Annotated in this window: 10 protein-coding genes; 4 read left to right on the forward strand and 6 right to left on the reverse strand. The window is 69.1% G+C overall.

The window, feature by feature from the left end:
• Positions 1 to 507 precede the first annotated feature (507 nt).
• The 3 genes from ABZU76_RS17910 to ABZU76_RS17920 all read left to right on the forward strand — a co-directional run bounded on the left by ABZU76_RS17910 (position 508) and on the right by ABZU76_RS17920 (position 3,572).
• A complete protein-coding gene (locus ABZU76_RS17910) occupies positions 508 to 1,923 on the forward strand; it encodes a PLP-dependent aminotransferase family protein (RefSeq protein ID WP_354870544.1) in 1,416 nt (471 codons plus the stop codon).
• 128 nt (positions 1,924 to 2,051) lie between these two features.
• Positions 2,052 to 2,972, forward strand: a complete 921-nt coding sequence (locus ABZU76_RS17915; protein ID WP_354870546.1) for an NADP-dependent oxidoreductase — start codon at positions 2,052 to 2,054, stop codon at positions 2,970 to 2,972.
• Positions 2,973 to 3,353: 381 nt separating this feature from the next.
• Entirely contained in the window at positions 3,354 to 3,572 is a 219-nt protein-coding gene (locus ABZU76_RS17920; protein WP_354870549.1) for a hypothetical protein, read from the forward strand.
• 87 nt (positions 3,573 to 3,659) lie between these two features.
• Here the strand turns inward: ABZU76_RS17920 and ABZU76_RS17925 are convergent, their stop codons facing one another.
• From ABZU76_RS17925 to ABZU76_RS17945, 5 genes are all read right to left on the reverse strand, one after another.
• The gene (locus tag ABZU76_RS17925; protein ID WP_354870552.1) at positions 3,660 to 4,658 is read right to left on the reverse strand and encodes a DUF6454 family protein; all 999 of its coding nucleotides are present in this window, start codon (positions 4,656 to 4,658) and stop codon (positions 3,660 to 3,662) included.
• 296 nt (positions 4,659 to 4,954) lie between these two features.
• Positions 4,955 to 5,182, reverse strand: coding sequence for a hypothetical protein (locus tag ABZU76_RS17930; protein ID WP_354870555.1), 228 nt, complete (start codon positions 5,180 to 5,182; stop codon positions 4,955 to 4,957).
• An 829-nt stretch (positions 5,183 to 6,011) separates the two neighbouring features.
• Positions 6,012 to 7,733 (reverse strand): GAF domain-containing protein, encoded by a 1,722-nt coding sequence (locus tag ABZU76_RS17935; protein WP_354870558.1) that lies wholly within the window; start codon positions 7,731 to 7,733, stop codon positions 6,012 to 6,014.
• Positions 7,733 to 8,128, reverse strand: a complete 396-nt coding sequence (locus ABZU76_RS17940) for a hypothetical protein (RefSeq protein ID WP_354870561.1) — start codon at positions 8,126 to 8,128, stop codon at positions 7,733 to 7,735. Before ABZU76_RS17940 ends, ABZU76_RS17935 begins: the two co-directional genes overlap by 1 nt.
• A 686-nt stretch (positions 8,129 to 8,814) precedes the next feature.
• Positions 8,815 to 9,567, reverse strand: a complete 753-nt coding sequence (locus ABZU76_RS17945) for a sigma-70 family RNA polymerase sigma factor (RefSeq protein WP_354870564.1) — start codon at positions 9,565 to 9,567, stop codon at positions 8,815 to 8,817.
• Between the two features lie 1,159 nt (positions 9,568 to 10,726).
• On the opposite strand from ABZU76_RS17945, the gene ctaD reads away from it, so the two are divergent.
• Complete coding sequence (gene ctaD, locus ABZU76_RS17950) at positions 10,727 to 12,499, forward strand: cytochrome c oxidase subunit I (protein ID WP_354870567.1); 1,773 nt, start codon at positions 10,727 to 10,729, stop codon at positions 12,497 to 12,499.
• A 268-nt stretch (positions 12,500 to 12,767) separates the two neighbouring features.
• On the opposite strand, the gene ABZU76_RS17955 is transcribed toward ctaD, so the two are convergent.
• Positions 12,768 to 17,657 (reverse strand): AAA family ATPase, encoded by a 4,890-nt coding sequence (locus ABZU76_RS17955; protein ID WP_354870570.1) that lies wholly within the window; start codon positions 17,655 to 17,657, stop codon positions 12,768 to 12,770.
• Between the last annotated feature and the right edge of the window lie 125 nt (positions 17,658 to 17,782).

The following is a 17,782-nucleotide window of genomic DNA, read 5'->3' on the forward strand; positions in this document are numbered from 1 at the left end:
AACTTCTCCAATATGCCCCGCGGTGTCTTCCACCGTGAATCGACCATCCGTCACGCGAGGGCGTTTGCATGGCCATAGGCGCCGTCCGGCATCAGCTGAACACCCACACCGAAGGCGTGGACACACAGGATCCGTTTATGTAGTAGTTCTCGCGTGTACCGACCAATTCACCAGCCCACGTCTGCGCCACATCTTCGGTCCCGACGTAGGCAGGACCTTCGCCATCCACGTGCCGAGTGGAGTTGAGTCCGTTAACAATTTCGTCCGGTCCGTTTGCCCTTCTGCGAAGCTCGGTAAACGTGAAACAGATCATCGGCACCCCTTGCAAACGTGAGCAGCAAATCCTCGGGAAGCTCAGCTGAAATTGCAGATCGTTCCTGGCCGATCCTGCCGGCCAACAGGCGCGACCGATCGTTTCGGCTGGCCGTGCGCTCGAACGTCGCGAGAACGCGATCACCGGATCAGGTGATCAGCTCGATCATCCCGGCCGGTCAGTATCGTTGACGCGTGACCGACCGAGCAGCTGAGCGCGGCCCCAGGACGACGGGCCTCGACCTGCACCTGGGCCGGCTCGAGGGGAACGTGCGGGCCTGCCTCATGGACGCGGTCCGCGACGCGATCCGCGCCGGCCGGCTCGCGCCCGGGACCCGGATGCCGTCGAGCCGTGCCCTGGCCGCCGACCTCCAGGTGGCCCGCAACACCGTGGTCCGGGTCTACTCCGAGCTCATCAGCGAGGGCTGGCTCACCGGGCTTCAGGGTTCCGGCACCGAAGTTTCGGAGCGGGTAGTCGAAATCGTCGGCGAACGAGCTCGGCCACGGCCGGCCGACACCCGCTCGCGGCCGGGGCACGATCTGCGGCCCGGCCATCCGGACCTGTCGTCGTTCCCGCGCGACGAGTGGATTCGCGCGGTGAAGAAGTCGGTCGGCACCGCGCCGTTCGAGGCGTTCGGCTACGCGGATCCCCGCGGCCGAGGCGAACTCCGCGACACTCTCGCCCGGTACCTCGCGCGGGCCCGCGGCCTGCGCGCGCACGCCGGCAACGTCGTCGTGTGCAGTGGCGCCGCGGAGGGGTTGCGGCTCGTCGCGGCCGCGCTCGCGGCGGCCGGGGTAACGCGCGTGGCCGTGGAAGGGTTCGGCCTGCCGGCCCAGCGCCGCATGTTGGCCGACGCCGGGCTCGAAACCGTTCCCCTCACCGTCGAAGCGGACGGCGTCGCCCCCTCGGATCTCGAAGGATCACCGGGGATCGGCGCCGTTCTCCTCACCCCCTCACACCAGTTCCCCCTGGGTGTCGCGCTGCGGTACGACCGGCGCGCCGCGATCGTCGAGTGGGCCCGCCGACACGGTGCGCTGGTCATCGAAGACGACTACGACGGCGAGTTCCGCTACGACCGGTCCCCCGTCGGCGCGCTGCAGGGACTCGACCGCGATCACGTGCTGTACCTGGGCACCGCGAGCAAATCGCTCGCGCCGGGCCTGCGCCTCGGCTGGCTCGTGGTGCCGGACCGCCTCGTCGACGCGATCACCGCCCAGAAGGGGGAGACGGAGGAAACCGTCGGGTTCGTGAACCAGCTGGCGATGACCGAGTTCGTGGAATCGGGCGCCTACGACCGGCACATCCGGGCGATGCGCGCGCAGTACCGCCGCCGGCGCCGGCACCTGGTCGAGACGCTCGCCCGGCACGCGCCGGAAGTGCGCGTGGCGGGGGTGGCCGCCGGATTGCACGTCCTACTCGAACAACCCGGGCGCACGGGCCACGAACTCGTGCGGCGGATCGCCGCCGAGCAGCTGACGGTCGAACCCCTGAGCTTCTTCCAGCATCCCGACGCCGCCTCGGACCGCGACGGCGTCGTGATCGGTTTCGCCGCACCGTCGCCGAGCGGGTGGTCGGGGGTTCTCGACGCGTTGGTGCGCGCGCTCGCGTGACCCGATTGGTCCCCGCTCGCGCGTCCCAAGTGGACCCAGGTGCCGAGTCGAACCGGAGTTAGCCTCGCGGACAGGCCGATGAAGGCCCACGGCCGAACCCCATTGCCCGCTCACCACGAGGACTCAGCATGAAAGCCATCACCGTCAAGGACCCCGCCGCCGGAGTCGAGGGGTTGACCCTGACCGACCGCCCGGCCCCGCACGCCGCGGAGAACGACGTCATCGTGCGGGTGCACGCGGCCGGCTTCACCTCCGGCGAGCTGGAGTGGCCGGGCACCTGGACCGACCGGGCGGGCCGTGACCGGACACCCAGCGTGCCTGGTCACGAGCTGTCAGGTGTCGTCACCGAGCTCGGCTACGGCACCACCGGGCTCACCGTCGGGCAGCGTGTGTTCGGGCTCGCCGACTGGACCCGCGACGGGTCGCTCGCCGAGTTCACCGCCGTCGAAGCCCGCAACCTCGCGCCGCTGCCGGCCGACGTCGAACACGCCGTCGGCGCCGCGTTGCCGGTCTCCGGGCTGACCGCGTGGCAGGCCCTGTTCGACCACGGCCGGCTCGAGGCGGGGCAGACCGTGCTGATCCACGGCGCCGCCGGCGGGGTCGGCTCGCTCGCGGTGCAGCTGGCGAAGCGAGCGGGCGCGACCGTGATCGGCACGGGCCGCGCCAGCGGTCGCGAAATCGCCCTCGACCTGGGTGCCGACGCGTTCGTCGACCTGGAGAACGAGCGGCTGGAAGACATCGGCGAAGCCGACGTGGTGCTCGACGTGTTCGGCGAGGAGATCGGCGTACTGTCCGCCGGCCTGGTGCGGGCGGGTGGCACGCTCGTTACCATCGCCGCCCCGCCGGAGGTCGAGCCGCGTTACGGGCGGTCGGTCTTCTTCGTCGTGGAAGCCGACCGGGCCCGCCTGGCCGAGTTGGTCGCGCTCGTGCGCGAAGGCAGCCTTCGCGTGCCGATCGGGTCGCGCCATTCGCTGGCCGAGGCACCGAAGGCCTTCGCCTCCGGACGGCAAGGCGGCGGGAAGCCGATCGTCGTGGTCCACGAGTCTTAGGCGTCGCAGTTACAGAAGCGGCCGACCGGGTCGGCGCACATCGCAACCCGGTCGGCCGGTCTCGATCTTACAATCGTTTGCAGGCGTGGAAATTGGGAGCCGATGACGACCGGGTATGTGTTTTCACCACGATCAGGTAAGGGGAATTCTGGGGAATCGATAATTCAGGGGGTCCTGATGAGAATTCTTCATGTACTAACCTCTCGACCATCACCATCTTGGTGATCGCGGGCGCTTCCAAATTCACTGCTCCAGCGGGGACGGACACATACGACGCCCCGCGGACTCGACGACCGCACAATCAACAACTACATCGGAGAGACCAAAGGCAACGCCGCGTATGGCAACTCCAGCGGAGCGATCGGAAGCTTCGATGTGGTGTTGCGCACCAGCCTCAACGGGCGTCAAGCGCAGTGGCGGGTCACGGTGGTCCACGACACCGGCCCCGCGCTGCAGTTCTCCAATGTACAGGTGAACTGCTGGGAAGAGGTCAACCTGTTGCCCGCAGCGATGAATGGCACCTGGTTCGCCTCATCGAAGAGTTCGACGATGCACCAGCGACGACCTTGTCGGGCAAACGTCCCGGGTGCCGCGGTGTGATCACTTCCGGCGGTGCCCGAAGGCGGGCCGTCTCCCGCGGTCGCTAGACGGCCCGCCTACGGGATTCCTGGTGGCGCCGTGATCGGGCTAGACCGTCGCCTGGAAAGTGAACACCTGCGTCCCCTTCACGTCCTCGCCGTTGTCGGGCGCGGCCCACAGGGTGAGGTGGTGGCCGTCGGCTGCCACCTTGAGCGGGTTGCGGGTGACGACGTGGCCGGCGGCCGACCACTTCTGGAACGGGATCTCGTGCAGGATGTCGTGCGAGCGCAGGTCGATCAGCGCGAGGCCGCCGAGCTCGTAGCTCGCGGACGTGCCGCCCGCGGCCGGATTCTGGCCGAACGTGGTGAGTCCACTGCAGAGCATGCGTGCGTCGGGAACGTACTGGCAGTCCTGGAAGTCGACGATGTGGTTCGGGTTGTCCCAGGTGGCCACCGTCCGGCCCTGGGCCGTCCACTCGTAGAAGCGCCGCGAGCCCCAGTTGTTGCCGACGAGGTGCCCGGTCGTCCGGTCGTAGACGATCCCGCCGATGTGGTCGTGGACCTCGAACTCCTTGTGCGCCTGCAGGGTGGTGGCGTCCACACGGTACATGATCGCGCTGCTGCCGGGCCGGTACTGCGCGAGCGGGACCCAGATGTTCCGGCCGTCGAAGTCGATTCCGCCGGGGTGGTACATGTCACCCTCGCCGAGGACGATGTCCTTCAGCAGCTTTCCCTGGCGGTCGATCACGAACAGGTGGCCGATCCCCTTGCCGGGCGTGCGGTCGTAGCCGTCCTGCGGCGTCGGGTACATCTTCGTGGGCTCGATGATCTGCGTGGACGACAGGAACATCCGGTCGCCGACCACGGCCAGCCCCTCGGGGTGGTAGGTCGGGAACTTGAGGTCCAGGGTGTTCGTCAGGTTCCACGCGGTGGTGCGATCGACCGCGGTGAAATCGTTGGCCAGCACCCCACCGCGCGCCGCGGCCCGAGCACCGGACCCGTTCGCGGCGCTACCGTCGGCGCCGGCCGCGTGGGCCGTCACCAGAGAGCCGAGCACCGCGGCGATGGACAGTGCGGCCACCACCAGACGCGACCTTGGTTTCTTCATGTCTCGCTCCTTGTCCGACCCCAGAGCAACGGAGGTTACGGAGACGAGGTGAACGCCTGACGACGGCAACAAGTACGCCGTCCGACCCCCAGCCAAGACGATGCCCCTTCGATGTGACGCGGATCGCGCCAGCTCGATCCACAGTGGAACGTGGGTGCGGTGTCGGAGCACACGACGGTGCCCTCGGCGGCGTGCTTCGCGGGTCGCAGCTGCCGTGTCACTGGTGTTCCATCCGGGGGCTCGAGCGCTTCGGCTTCCTCCACGGCTGGCGGCAAGTTCTCGACGTTCGCTACTGGCTACGCAGCGATGCCGGCGTCGCGTTCACCTTCGCCCGTTCTGGCTGCGGATCGGACCTCGGCTGCGCGGACGAAGCGATCCACGTCCGCCGCGGTCAGCCCGTGCGTGGGCAACATACGAGTGCGCATGTAGCGCTCGCCCTGACTCCCGACCACCCAACCCAACCGATGCGGACTGACGTCTGTGATCACCAGCGTCGGCCCGCCATTCTCCACCCACTCGGCCAAATGCCGCTCCACGACCTTGACGGCCCACCCCCTCGACACCATGGCAACAGACTAAAGCGGCCGACTTGCGCACTCCGCGGTTGACACGACCCCATAAGCCGGTCATCCGACGCCGGTCGGGGACGTGGGCTCAACTGTCGGCTCACGTCCGTCATCCCGACGAACGACAGAAGGACAGAAGGACACTCAAACCGTGCGCTGACACGAACCTGGGGGACTTGAACCCGCGCGCACGGGAAATCTCCCAAGTTTCGGCAGATCATTCGTTAATTGTATCCGAGAGTCACATCCCTGCCCCGTTGTCGTCGAGATCAATCTCCGCCTCTGCACGCAGCAGTATGGTCTCCGTGTTGCGGCCCATCACGACCGATATTTCGTGCGCGACCAGGGCCCGTTCGGCGTAGATATAACCATCGAACGCACGTCAACCACCATCGGTTAGCTCGCACCGACGGCCCCGGATCATGTACAGATCAATTTTACGTGCTGAGACGGAGAGCCAACGTTGGGCATCTGGCCTCCGTCGCCCCAGGCACCAAGAGTCCGACCTATCCGAGCCGCCCCGATCTGACGGCAGTGCCGGGCGGGGGTGCGCAGCCAAGCTGCTGATCAACCCACTGTGACTCGGCCGGAGAGCCACGTCATCCGAGACGATGTTGCCGGTCAGCCGACCAGTATCGACACGGAAGCGCCGGAAGGGTTTCTGGCCGGCAGCTCGGTTCGAGGGCAACTCGTCCATCACGCCTTGCCTCGTGTGTTCACCGACGACGGGCGCACCTGGTCCTTCAGACGCGCGGCATTGTCCCCAGTCAAACCGGTGTCTCCCGGCTCAGAGAGAACATGACCACGGTGGCACCTCGTGCACGCGTTTTGCGGGACCTGTCCCTGCCGCTCCCGCCGCGGTGGGGCGGACCTGCTCCACCGGGAGCTGAACCTGAAGGGTGGTGCCCTCTCCGCGTGGGCTGTGCAGCGCCATCCGGCCGCCGAGCGCCTCGGCCCTGTCGTTGAGGCCGGTCAGACCGGAGCCGCGGGTAACGTCGGCGCCGCCGCGGCCGTCGTCGCGGACGCGCACGTGCAGCACGCCCTCACCGGCTGCCACGTGGACCTCAGCGGTGGTGGCGTGCGCGTGCTTGGCCGCGTTGGTCAGCGCCTCGGCCACCACGTAGTAAGCGGCGGTCTCGACGGGCTCGTCCAGCCGCCCTTCCACGCGGACATCCAGCCGGACCGGGACCGCCGAGCGGCGGGCCAGCTCCTTCATTGCGGAGTGCAGTCCGCACTCGGCCAGGATGGCCGGGTGTAGGCCGCGGGCGATCTCGCGCAGCTCCTCCTGGACCTCGACCAGCCCAGCGGCCACCTCGTCCAGCTGCCGCATCAGCTCGCTCGCCCCGGAGGGCGCGGTCAGCTGCACGGCGCGTAGCTGGAGGGCGAGGGAGACGAGATGTTGCTGGGCGCCGTCGTGCAGGTTGCGTTCGATCCGGCGGCGGGCGGTATCGGCCGTGGTCACGATCCGGGCCCGGGAGGCGGCCAGCTCTGTCTGGGCCTCGGCGTTGGCGAGGGCAGTCGCGGCCAGCTCGCTGAACCCGGCCAGCCGCGCCTCGGTGTCCGCAGGCAGCGGCTCCTCATGCGTGCACGACACGACCAGGACGCCCCACAGGCGGCCCTCGACGCTGACCGGCACGCCGACAGCCGAGCGGACGCCCAGCTCGCTGGCGATGTCGCACTCCGGGCCCGAGGTTCCGGTGGAGCTGTCGATGCGCGCGGGACAGCCGGTCTGGAACACCAGCGTGTACACGTTCCGCCCGCCGGGACTCAGCCGAGTCCCCGCAGGGACCGCGGCACCGGTACTGCTCCACGTGGCCACCAACCTTGCCGCGCCATCAGGGTCGTACCGCGTCATCCACGAATGGTCCGCGCCCAGCAACTGCCCGGCTTCCTCAGCAACCGCCGCAAACACCTCCTCCGGCGCCGCCGCCCGGGCCACCAACGTCGCCACCCGCCGCAGCGCCGCCTGCTCCCCGGCGAACCAGCGCAGCTCCACCCGCGCCTGCGAGTTGGCGATCGCGGCGGCCACCAGTTCAGTGAACCCAGCCAGCCGCGCCTCCGAATCGGCCGGCAGCGGCTCCCCTTGCGAGGATGCGACGACCATGGCGCCCCACAGGCGGCCCTCGACGCTGACCGGCACGCCCACGGCCACGCCGTAACCGAACCCGGGGGCCAGGTCCGCGACGAGGCCCGTGGCGTCGGTGGAGTTGTCGATCCGCGCGGGACGGCCGGTCTCGAACACCACCGTGCGCACGTTCCGCCCTCCGAGGCTCAATCGAGTCCCGGCGGGGGCAGCAGCGCCGGTGCTGCTCCACGTGGCGACCAAACTTGCCGCGCCATCAGGGTCGTACCGCGTCATCCACGAATGGTCGACGCCCAGCAACTGCCCGGCTTCCTCAGCAACCGCCGCAAACACCTCCTCCGGCGCCGCCGCCCGGGCCACCAACGTCGCCACCCGCCGCAGCGCCGCCTGCTCCCCGGCGATCCGGTCACTTCGCCGAGTAGCCATCAGGCCTCCGCTCCCCCGGTAGCCACGCCGCCTCCGCACCGGACGCCCAACCGATCGGTGAAGGGCGGATCCTGGACGACTGAACAGCCGGGCAGGTGCGCCATCCGCTGATACACCGTCCAGCTGGCCCTGGCGGAGCTGTGCTTCTCGGGCCAGGCCGCGGCTACCGCGTCGTAGTCCAGCGGCGTGCGGAACTCCACTCCGATGTCGCCGGCGAAGACCTGCAACGCCTCACAAAAACCGCCGTTGCGACCGGACTGCGGCCGCATCGGCTCGAGCTCCAGCGCCATGTCGCCGAGCGCGAATCGACTGGCGACATGGTCGTCGACGTGCACGCTCGCGCGTCTGGCGAGCGCACCACCACGGCGCTTGCCCACGTGACCGATCGTCTCCACAGCGCAGACCTCCGGACGGTCGTGGCGCCGCCACGATCCCGTCCTCATCGGGCAACGCCGAAGGTCGAAAGGGCCGCAGATGTCTGTGACGCCGGTCCCGCGCCACCCGTGTTCTCACTATGCGCGGACCCCTCCATGACCACAACCCCGCACCCTAGGTCAGCACGGGTCACGTCGGCGCCCCGGACCGGTCCGCTCAGGCCGGCCCCGCGCTACGAAAGGTGTCCCCGACGACGTACGAGACCACCGACTCGGCGGCGGACACCCCCAACCGAGCAGGCCGATGCCGACCAGGCCAGCGAGCAGTGCCAGGGCTTCTGCGGCCGCCGGCTCGAAGCCGGACCGGTGAAGATCGCGCTCCTTCGGCACGGCCTGCCCGTCCAATCGGACGCCGGGCCGTGGTGCGCGCGGACGAAGCGGGCCTGACGGCTGCTCTTTGATCGGGGACTACGAAAGGACGGTGCTCGGGCCCAGCTGCCGCGGTGATGGGCGTTCACGAGCCGAAGTCACATGCGCGGCCTGGCCGCAGCGGCCTTGCCGACGGGCCTGCGGGTAGACGACGAGCCGCGGTCCTTGTTCAGTGTGGTTGGGCCGTCAGTTCCGGTTGGCTGTCGTGGCCGCATGAGGGGCGGTTGCCATTCGGGAAAGCCCGGTCGCTCGGATCGGCGTTCTGCGTGTCGTGCTGGTCAGGCGATGAATTCGTTCGCTACCAGGTATTTGCGGATGTTGTGCCGGGCGTCGAACATGGCCTTGTAGATGGCGTTGCGATTGGTGCCCAGTCGCGCTGCGAGGGTTACCATCGGGACTTTGTCGATCGCCACGGCAACGAAGACACGCCGCTGGTGGTCGGTCAATACGTTCTCGATGACGTGAGTGAGGGCAGTTCGGAGCTCGACGACTTCCACCTGGTGGGGCGGTTCGTCGCCGACGGCTGCGCGTGCGCGGTTCGTCTCGTCCTGGTCGAGAGACACACGGCGATCCCGCCAGAAGTGGCGGCCGACTTTCGTTGAGACTTCGCGGATGACGAAATTGAAGGCCCACGTCTTGAACTGCGCATCGCCTCGGAATTCGCCGATCTTGCGGGTGATGCGCATGAGGGCGTCGGCCGCGGCCTGGTGGGCGAGGTCTTCGAGCTCGGGGCCACTGATCCGCGCGGCCGGAGACCTGCGCCCGGTCTCCCTTCTGGCGATCCTGATGAGCATCGCGTACAGCCTGCGGCAGACATCTTCGAAGTTCGCGCTGCCAGGGCTCAAGTCTTGGACCCAGGCGGCGGACTCGGGGTCGAAACTGCGTCCGCCGACCAGGACTCGCCCGCTGGTCTCCGACGTGCTCATGTGAGCGGGGGTTTCCGTCCGGTGCCAGCGCTGTGTGCCGGCCGGATCCGGGACGATCCCGGCGTCATGCCGTCTCATCTTCTCTCCGTTGACCGTCTTCTGCATTTGCAAGCTCCGTGCTACGTCTTCACGGCTCCTCGACGAATTTGCTCACCACCGCGTCGATGGCCATCGACGATGAGCCGAACCCATCTGGGGCAGACGCCAGGCAGGCGAACGGAACCTGTTCGAGGTTCACGTCCTCCACCTGCGTTCGATACGGATTCGGCGCGGGAACAGGGCAGGCAACCTGAACGCGGCGGCTGCCGGGGACACGTGCAGGACGTGAGCGGCTCAAGCGGTTGCGCAACGGGAAAACGCCGGACGTCCGGCACGGGCCAGGCCGATGTTTCTCATCAGACTCAATCTTCCGGTCCGGAGCCGATGGGGGCGGACGCCCGGCGAAGTGCCGGAAACCGCGTGTCCCCCGGTGGCGAGGGCCTGCCCAGCATCGCGGCGGCGGGGGTCCCCTCGCATTCCTGCCACCTGGAAGTCCGCACCTACCGTCACCTACTTGGAGCCGGCCGCCGGACATGCCGTCTGAGCAACGCCTTGAACTACCGGGTCTTCCGAAGGCCCAGTCATCGTCGGATGGAACGGCTGGCCCGCATGTGGCTGAGGCGTCCCCGGACCACATCGTGTAGCAGGCAAGCACAGCCGAACTGGTGTCCCAGCGCGGCGAAGCGGGACCAGGACCCGAAGTTTCGGCGGCGTCGGTGACACGAAGAACCAGCTTGGCGAGCAGGCGTCGGATCTCCGGGGAACGTGAATCCGATCACGCCTGGCCCACCGACGCCAGATTCCCTTTTGCGACAGGGAATCGGGAGACGGCGAGCCAGGCGTGAGCGAGCGTCGACGGGGCGATGTCGGATTTTCAGGTCACCCGAAGGCTTGGTGGCCGGTGCGGTCGCTACCGGCTGGCAGGTACTCGGGCATTCCTGCCAGCAACAAGTACGCAACGGCCGCTGGCGGCAATGCGCGCGGATGGCGGCGGTATGACTCTGTAGCACATCGATGTCCACGGCTGCGGCACGTCAGGCTTCTCTGGCACGACGACCGGCTTGCTGCTCGCGCTCGGTGTCGGCACGAACTGGGTCCGGGCTGAAGGCGGTCCGACGAGGTGAGCGTTCCCAAAAAATCAGTCCGGGCCGGTGCCGTCGAACGGTTTCCCACTCCGAACCGGGATCGAAAAAGCAGCCAGTCCAGCATCCGGCAGGAGGAAATCATGAGGACCGCTGCGCCAGGGCCGATCGCGACGCGGCCGTATCCCGCGCGCGTTTCCACGAAGGGCGCGGCGCTGCTGCGGCTGATGCGGACGACGGACCACAAGCAGATCGGCGTGATGTACCTGGTCACGGCGTTCGCGTTCTTCATGGCCGGCGGTGCGATGGCCATGCTGCTCCGCACGGAGCTGGCCCGGCCTGGGCTCCAGTTCCTGTCGCAGGAGCAGTACAACCAGCTGTTCACGATGCACGGCACGATCATGTTGCTGATGTATGCGACTCCGGTGCTGTTCGGGTTCGCCAACTTCGTATTGCCGCTGCAGATCGGTTCGCCCGACGTCGCGTTCCCGCGGCTGAACGCGTTCTCCTACTGGCTCTACCTCTTCGGCAGCCTGATCGTGGTATCCGGCTTCCTGACACCGGGCGGTGCGGCCGAGTTCGGCTGGACCGGGTACACGCCCCTCTCGGAAGCCGTCCACACCCCGGGCCCCGGCACCGACATGTGGATCTGCGGCCTCATCGTGTCCGGCCTGGGCACGATCCTCGGCGCGGTCAACATGATCACCACCGTGGTCTGCCTGCGCGCGCCGGGCATGACGATGTACCGGATGCCCATCTTCACCTGGAACATCCTCGTCACGAGCATCCTGATCCTGCTCGCGTTCCCGATCCTCACCGCCGCGTTCTTCGGCCTGGAAGCCGACCGCCGCCTGGGCGCGCACGTGTTCGACCCCGCCAACGGCGGAGTGATCCTCTGGCAACACCTGTTCTGGTTCTTCGGCCACCCCGAGGTCTACATCATCGCCCTACCGTTCTTCGGGATCGTGTCCGAGATCCTCCCGGTGTTCAGCCGCAAACCGATCTTCGGGTACAAGGGCCTGGTCTTCGCGACGCTGGCGATCGCGGCCCTCTCGTTCTCCGTGTGGGCGCACCACCTCTACGCCACGGGCGCCGTGCTGCTGCCGTTCTTCTCCTTCATGACCTTCCTCATCGCCGTTCCCACCGGCGTGAAGTTCTTCAACTGGATCGGCACCATGTGGAAGGGCCAGCTGTCCTTCGAAACACCGATGATCTTCGCTGTCGGATTCCTGGTCACGTTCCTCCTCGGCGGCTTGACCGGCGTCCTGCTGGCCGCGCCGCCGATCGACTTCCACGTGTCCGACACGTACTTCGTCGTGGCGCACTTCCACTACGTGCTCTACGGCACGATCGCCTTCGCGACCTTCGCCGGCATCTACTTCTGGTTCCCGAAGATCACCGGCCGGATGATGGACGAGAAGCTCGGCAAGTGGCACTTCTGGACGACGTTCATCGGCTTCCACGGCACGTTCCTGGTCCAGCACTGGCTCGGCGCCGAGGGCATGCCCCGCCGCTACGCCGACTACCTGACCTCCGACGGGTTCACCACGCTGAACACCATCTCCACGATCGGCGCGTACATCCTCGGTGCGTCCACGCTGCCGTTCATCTGGAACGTGTTCAAGAGCTACCGCTACGGCGAGATCGTCACCGTCGACGACCCCTGGGGCTACGGCAACTCCCTGGAATGGGCCACGTCGTGCCCGCCGCCGCGGCACAACTTCACCGAACTGCCCCGGATTCGCTCCGAGCGCCCCGCGTTCGAACTGCACTACCCCCACATGATCGAGCGCATGCACACCGAAGGCGAGATCGGCTTCTTCGGCAAACCACGCCACGTCGCTCAGCCGTCACAGAATCTGGTCGACGCGACCATCCCGGGCGACCACAGCAAAGACAACGCCGGCGAGCAATAGCGTCGTCCACTCCACTCCACCTCCGGCGGAAGGCGAACCGGACTACAGGGGCAAGGCTTGCGCCCGCGCGCGATGAGTCCGCTCCAGGCGCATAAGGTGCTAGCGATCGGCTCGCAGGTCAGGCATAGCCTCCGGAGAACTGTGAGCCGCCTCTGACGTCGCGGGCAGCGCACGCGGTGGGTCGGGCCTACCGTGTCACCGGCCCCTCCCCAACGGGCTTTCAGTCAGGCGCTCGACGGTATCCGCACGAAGGTGAGGTGACTGCTGCTCAGCTCGGGCCCACGCCGGTGCGCGGCAGGGAGAACTCAGCCACAACGGCGGTGCCTGTGCCGGGGGCGGTCTGCACCCAGAGCCGGCCGCCGAGGGCTTCCACCCGGTCCTTGAGCCCGACCAAGCCGGAGCCGCCGGAGAAGTCGGCGCCGCCACGGCCGTCGTCGCGGACCCGGACCCGCAGCACGCCGCCACCGTCGACGATCTCGACCTCGACGTGGACGGTCGATGCCCGCGCGTGCTTGGCCACGTTGGTCAGCGCCTCGGAGACGACGTAGTAGACGGCGATCTCGACCGGCTCGGGCAGGCGCCGGTCGACCTGCACGGCCAGCTCGACCGGGACTGCGGAGCGGTGGGTGAGTCCCTTGAGCGCCGGACGCAGGCCGCCCGCGGCGAGGACCGACGGGTGGATGCCGCGGGCGAAGTCGCGCAGCTCGTCCAGGGCGGTGGCGGCTTCGGCCTCGAGAGCCTCCAGCTCTTCCGTCAGTTCGCCGGACTCGGGCGGTACGGCCGCTCGCGCGATCCGCGCGCGCATGACGAGCGCGACCAGACGTTGCTGGGCGCCATCATGCAGGTCCCGCTCGATCCGCCGACGGGCCTGGTCGGCGGCGACGGCGATACGCGCACGCGAAGCGGTGAGGTCGGAGTAGAGCTGAGCGTTGTCGAGGGAGACGGCGAGTTGCGAGGCGATGAGCCTGACGGCGTCGAGTCGTTCCGTGGCGAACGCGGCGCGCATGAGGCGATTCTCCAGCAACAGCACCGCCCGCAGCGCGCCCCGGCCGAGGATCGGCATGGCCAGCAACGAACAGGGACCGAGGCCGGCGAGGTACGGGTCGCGGGCGAAGCGGTCATCGCGGGTGGCGTCGTCGACGATCAGGATCTCAGCCGTCCGCTGGACGTAGCGCAGTGCCGACATCGGCAGGTCGCGTTCCTGCGGGCCGCCCGCCGTGGCGGCATCCGCGGTGTGGTTCGGTGTGGGCAGCAGCCAGTCGTGGCGGTCGTCGTCCCACAACAGCAGGCGCACGCTGGTGGCGCCGGTCATCGCACTGAGCATTTCGACGACGCGGGTGTGCAAGCGCTCGATGTCGGTCTCCGAGCTGAGCGCCTGCGACGCGGCGAGGATGCCGAGCAGATCGAGTGTGCCGGTCGTGACCGTCGAGGACAGAGGGAGTTCATCGGCACGCCGGTCGACGCCGGGCTCGCCGGTCGTGAGTGCTCCCAGCCGTGGGATCGGGTAGGCCCAGTCGAGCTGGGCGACCTTCGCTGTCGCGCCCCATACGGCGTAGTACTGCCGCGCGCGAGCGAGCAGGTCGCGGCCGGCTTCCTCCAACCCGTGGGCGAGGTAGAAGCGGGCGGCGCGTTCGGTGATGAGGGCCCGGTGCCACGGTCGCTGCCGACCGGCGGCCTCGCGCCGTGCGGTGTCGAAGGCGATTGCTCCAGCGTGGAAGTCGCCGGCCGCCCAGGCCCGCTCCGCCTCCAAGAACCGCTGCAGATGCCGGAAGTTGTCCGGCGCGTCCGCGGCGCGGGCGGCCAGCCAGCTCGTCACCTCGTCCAATTCGGACAGCGGGCCGCCGCGTTCGTTCCCGTGGCCGGCGCGGGCCTGCTCGGCAAGGGACAGCCCGCGCAGGAGGCGGGCCACGGCCGTGGGGTAGAGGCCCGGTACAGCCGGGAGCAGCGGCATCGCCGCCGCGGCGTGCCGCGCCAGTCCTCCCGGATCGCCGAAGAGCGCGGCGACGAGCGCGTGGCTGAGATACGCGTGGAACAGCGGCATCGGGTTGTTGGCGTACCTGTCGGCGGAGACCTCTTTGCCAGTTGTGACAACGCTTTCGCCGCGCAGTACACCGGCCAGCCACTGGTAGCTGTCGAGCCACTGGCCGGTCTGCTCGTTGCCGGTGCGCCGCACGAAGGCCAGACCCGCCTCCACCTCGGCGACGAGGACGTCCAGTGACGGCGCGCAGTCCAGCAGGTAGTGCACGGTCGGGTGGTAGGTGTAGCCGGCGTTGGCCAGGTCGCCCCCCGCGATCAGCCCCTCGCGGGCCCGCGCCGCGGCTTGGACACCGTTCTCGATCGGCTCGAACCAGCAGCTCAGCAGAGCGAACCGGCGGCGGGCTTCGGAGGTGCCGGGTTCGTAGCCGCGGGCCTCGCCCAACGCCAGGATCCGGCGCACTGCCCGGTACCCGACGCCGTGGTGGCCACTGAGCGCCGCCGCGGCGACGGCGGCAGCGCTGGCAGGTCCGATCAGGGTAGGGCCAGGGCCGTGCTCGAGCCAGATCCTCAACGATTCCAGGCTCAGCCAGGCGACCGTGGCGTCGCCGCCGGCGAAGTAGGCCGCCGGCTGGACTGCGTCGATGAGGCGGGTCGTGGCCAGCAGTGTGGGCTCGGTGAGGTCGGGCCGAGCCAGATCATCGGCGGCGTCGGTGCGGTCCAGCCACCGGTACAGGCGGTCGAAATGGTGGTCGAGCTCGGCGGCGAGCCGGTCCGCCACCGGCACGGTGATACCGAGCTCACGCAGCAAGTCGATGCCGAGTCCGATCGCGTCCGCAAATCGGTTCCGGTGGGTCAGGCTGCTCACCTGCATCGCCGTCGCGGCCGCGCGGTCCGACGCGGCGGGGCCCAGCGCTTCGATCGTGCGGTATTCCTCGTCAGCATCATCCAGGCGCCCCAGGCCGTAGAGCGCCGCGTGGCGACCGGTGTGTACCGCGATCAGCGTGGCAGTCTCACCCGGCTCGATCAGCCGCAGCGCGGCGGTCAGCAGCGCGTTCACCAGCGTGTGGTCCCCGATCAACGTGGCCTGGTCGGCGGCGCGCCGCATGAGCCCGACCACCCGACGGCGCTCGCCGGAATCGTCGATCGCGTCGACGACCGGCAGGTACTGCTCGGCGGCGACCGCATACAACCGGGGCACCCCGGCCAGCCGCCGGGCCGTGGCCAGCTGCAAGGTGCGTCGCCGCCCCGGTTCGAGGCCGCGCAGGATCGCCTCGCGGAGGCGGTCGTGGCGGAACCGCACCGCATCGTGTGCGCCGGGCTCCATGACGAGAAGGCCTTCGGCGAGGGCGGGCGCAAGCACCGGTTGCACCTCCCCCGCGGGGTCGCCGGTTGCAGTCGGCAGCAGGCTCAGCTCGGCGCGGCCGCCCAGACAGGCCATCACCTCCACCAGCTGCCGGGACCGCAGCGGTACGGTCTCGATGCGCGCCGCCAACAGCTCGCCGACCTTTGACCGGCCCAGATGAGCGCGCACCGCCGCCGTGTCCCACCGCCATCCCGTGGCGGTCGCGGTGAGCACGCCGTCGCGGCGCAGCGCGTTGAGCAGCTCCACGGTCTCGTACGGGTTGCCGGACGTGTGCGGCCCGATCACCTCGGCCAAACCGGCCGCCACGGCCGGCGCCGCGTGCAGCATCTCGGCGACCATGGTGACCACGCTCGGGACGGACAGGTTGTCCAATCGCAGGTGCCGCACTCCGGCCTGCTCACGCCATCGGGACAGCGGCGCCGCCAGCGGATGCGCCGCGTCCACGTCCTCGTCGCGGTAGGCGCCCACCAGCAGCAGACCCCCGACCGGTTCCTCGTCGAGCATCATGTCGACGAGGCCGAGTGCGCCGCGCCCGGCCCACTGTAGGTCGTCGAGGAACAGCACCACGGGGCGTTCCCGCGACGCGACCGCCCGCAGCGCCTGCACGCCCATCCACTGCGCCCGGTTCTGCGCGGTCAGCGGATCCCCGGGATCGGACGGCACCGCCAGCAGCGCGGCGAACTCCGGCACCACCGCGGTCAGTAGCCCGGCGTTCGGGCCGAGCGCCGCCAAGATCCGTGCGCGGATCTCGGTCAGCTCGGCCTCCGGCTCGGCCAGCAGCAGCCGACCCAGCGCCCGAAACGCCTGGTGGACCCCGTTGAACTCCAGGTCGCGCCGGTACTGGTCGAACTTGCCGGCCACGAACCAGCCGCCCCGGCCGGCCACCAGCGGCCGCAACTCGTCGACCAGCGCGGTCTTGCCCACCCCGGGTGTCCCGCCGACCAGCACCGCCCGGCACCGGCCCGCCCGCGCATCCTCGAACGCCGCCCGCAGCGTCCCCACGTCGTCGTCGCGGCCCACCAGCCGCTGCGGCAACAGCCGCAGCGGAACATCGTGCTCGCCGACGCGAACAGAAGCGGCCGCGGGACGCACCTGGACCTCCCGCACCCGCTCCAGGTCGTGGATCACGCCGTCGGCGGTCTGATAGCGGTGGTCCGGTTCCTTCTCCATCAGATGCAGGATGATCTCCGACAGCGGCCCCGGTACCGCCGGGTTCACCTTCGCCGGTGGCACCGGCACCCGCGCCAGGTGATCGCGGGTGAGGCGCAGCGGGTCCCCGGTGCCGAACGGCGGCTGCCCCGTGGCCAGCTCGTACAGCGTCGCGCCCAGTGCGTAAAGGTCGGCCCGCTGGTCCACCGACCGACCGGTACGCCCTGTCTGCTCCGGCGCCAGATAGGCCAACGTCCCCACGATCAGCGTGTGGTGGGTGAATTCCGGGCGGATCTCGGCGAACGAGGTCGCCAACGCGAAATCGACCAGGCACGGGACACCGTCGCCGGAGATCACGATGTTGTCCGGGGTGATGTCACGGTGCATCACACTCCGCCGGTGCATCCCCGCCACCGCCTGGGCCAACCCCACGGCCAGCCCGATCAGGACATCGACCGGCAGCGGCTTGGCCAGCCCCGCCAGGCTGCTGCCACCAACATCCGCCAGCACGATGGACCCCGGGTACAGGGGCGCCTCCAGCTGCGCCACCCCCGCGACATCGCGCAGCCGCTCCAGCATCGCCCGCTCGTGCCGCAGCCGGCTCTCGGCGTCCGGCCCCAGCGGCTCCTTGCGGATGATCGTGCGCCCGCGCAAGAACAGCCGACTCACGCGCGTGCGGTCGCTCTCGTGCAGTACCTCGGCCTGCGGATCTCGGCCCGGCAAAACCTCGCCTACCCCATCCGACACCTCCACGCACGGGACGGATTTCGCTCACACCTTGCCTACACCTGTTC

Origin of the sequence: Amycolatopsis sp. NPDC005232 (assembly GCF_040607795.1) — a bacterium.
Taxonomy (GTDB): Bacteria; Actinomycetota; Actinomycetes; order Mycobacteriales; family Pseudonocardiaceae; genus Amycolatopsis.

Bases quoted from the DNA above. Each gene is read 5' to 3' on its own strand.
- ABZU76_RS17915 (WP_354870546.1), top strand. From the start codon at position 2,052: ATGAAAGCCATCACCGTCAAGGACCCCGCCGCCGGAGTCGAGGGGTTG.
- ABZU76_RS17925 (WP_354870552.1), bottom strand. From the start codon at position 4,658: ATGAAGAAACCAAGGTCGCGTCTGGTGGTGGCCGCACTGTCCATCGCC.
- ABZU76_RS17935 (WP_354870558.1), bottom strand. From the start codon at position 7,733: ATGGCTACTCGGCGAAGTGACCGGATCGCCGGGGAGCAGGCGGCGCTG.
- ABZU76_RS17945 (WP_354870564.1), bottom strand. From the start codon at position 9,567: ATGCAGAAGACGGTCAACGGAGAGAAGATGAGACGGCATGACGCCGGG.
- ctaD (WP_354870567.1), top strand. From the start codon at position 10,727: ATGAGGACCGCTGCGCCAGGGCCGATCGCGACGCGGCCGTATCCCGCG.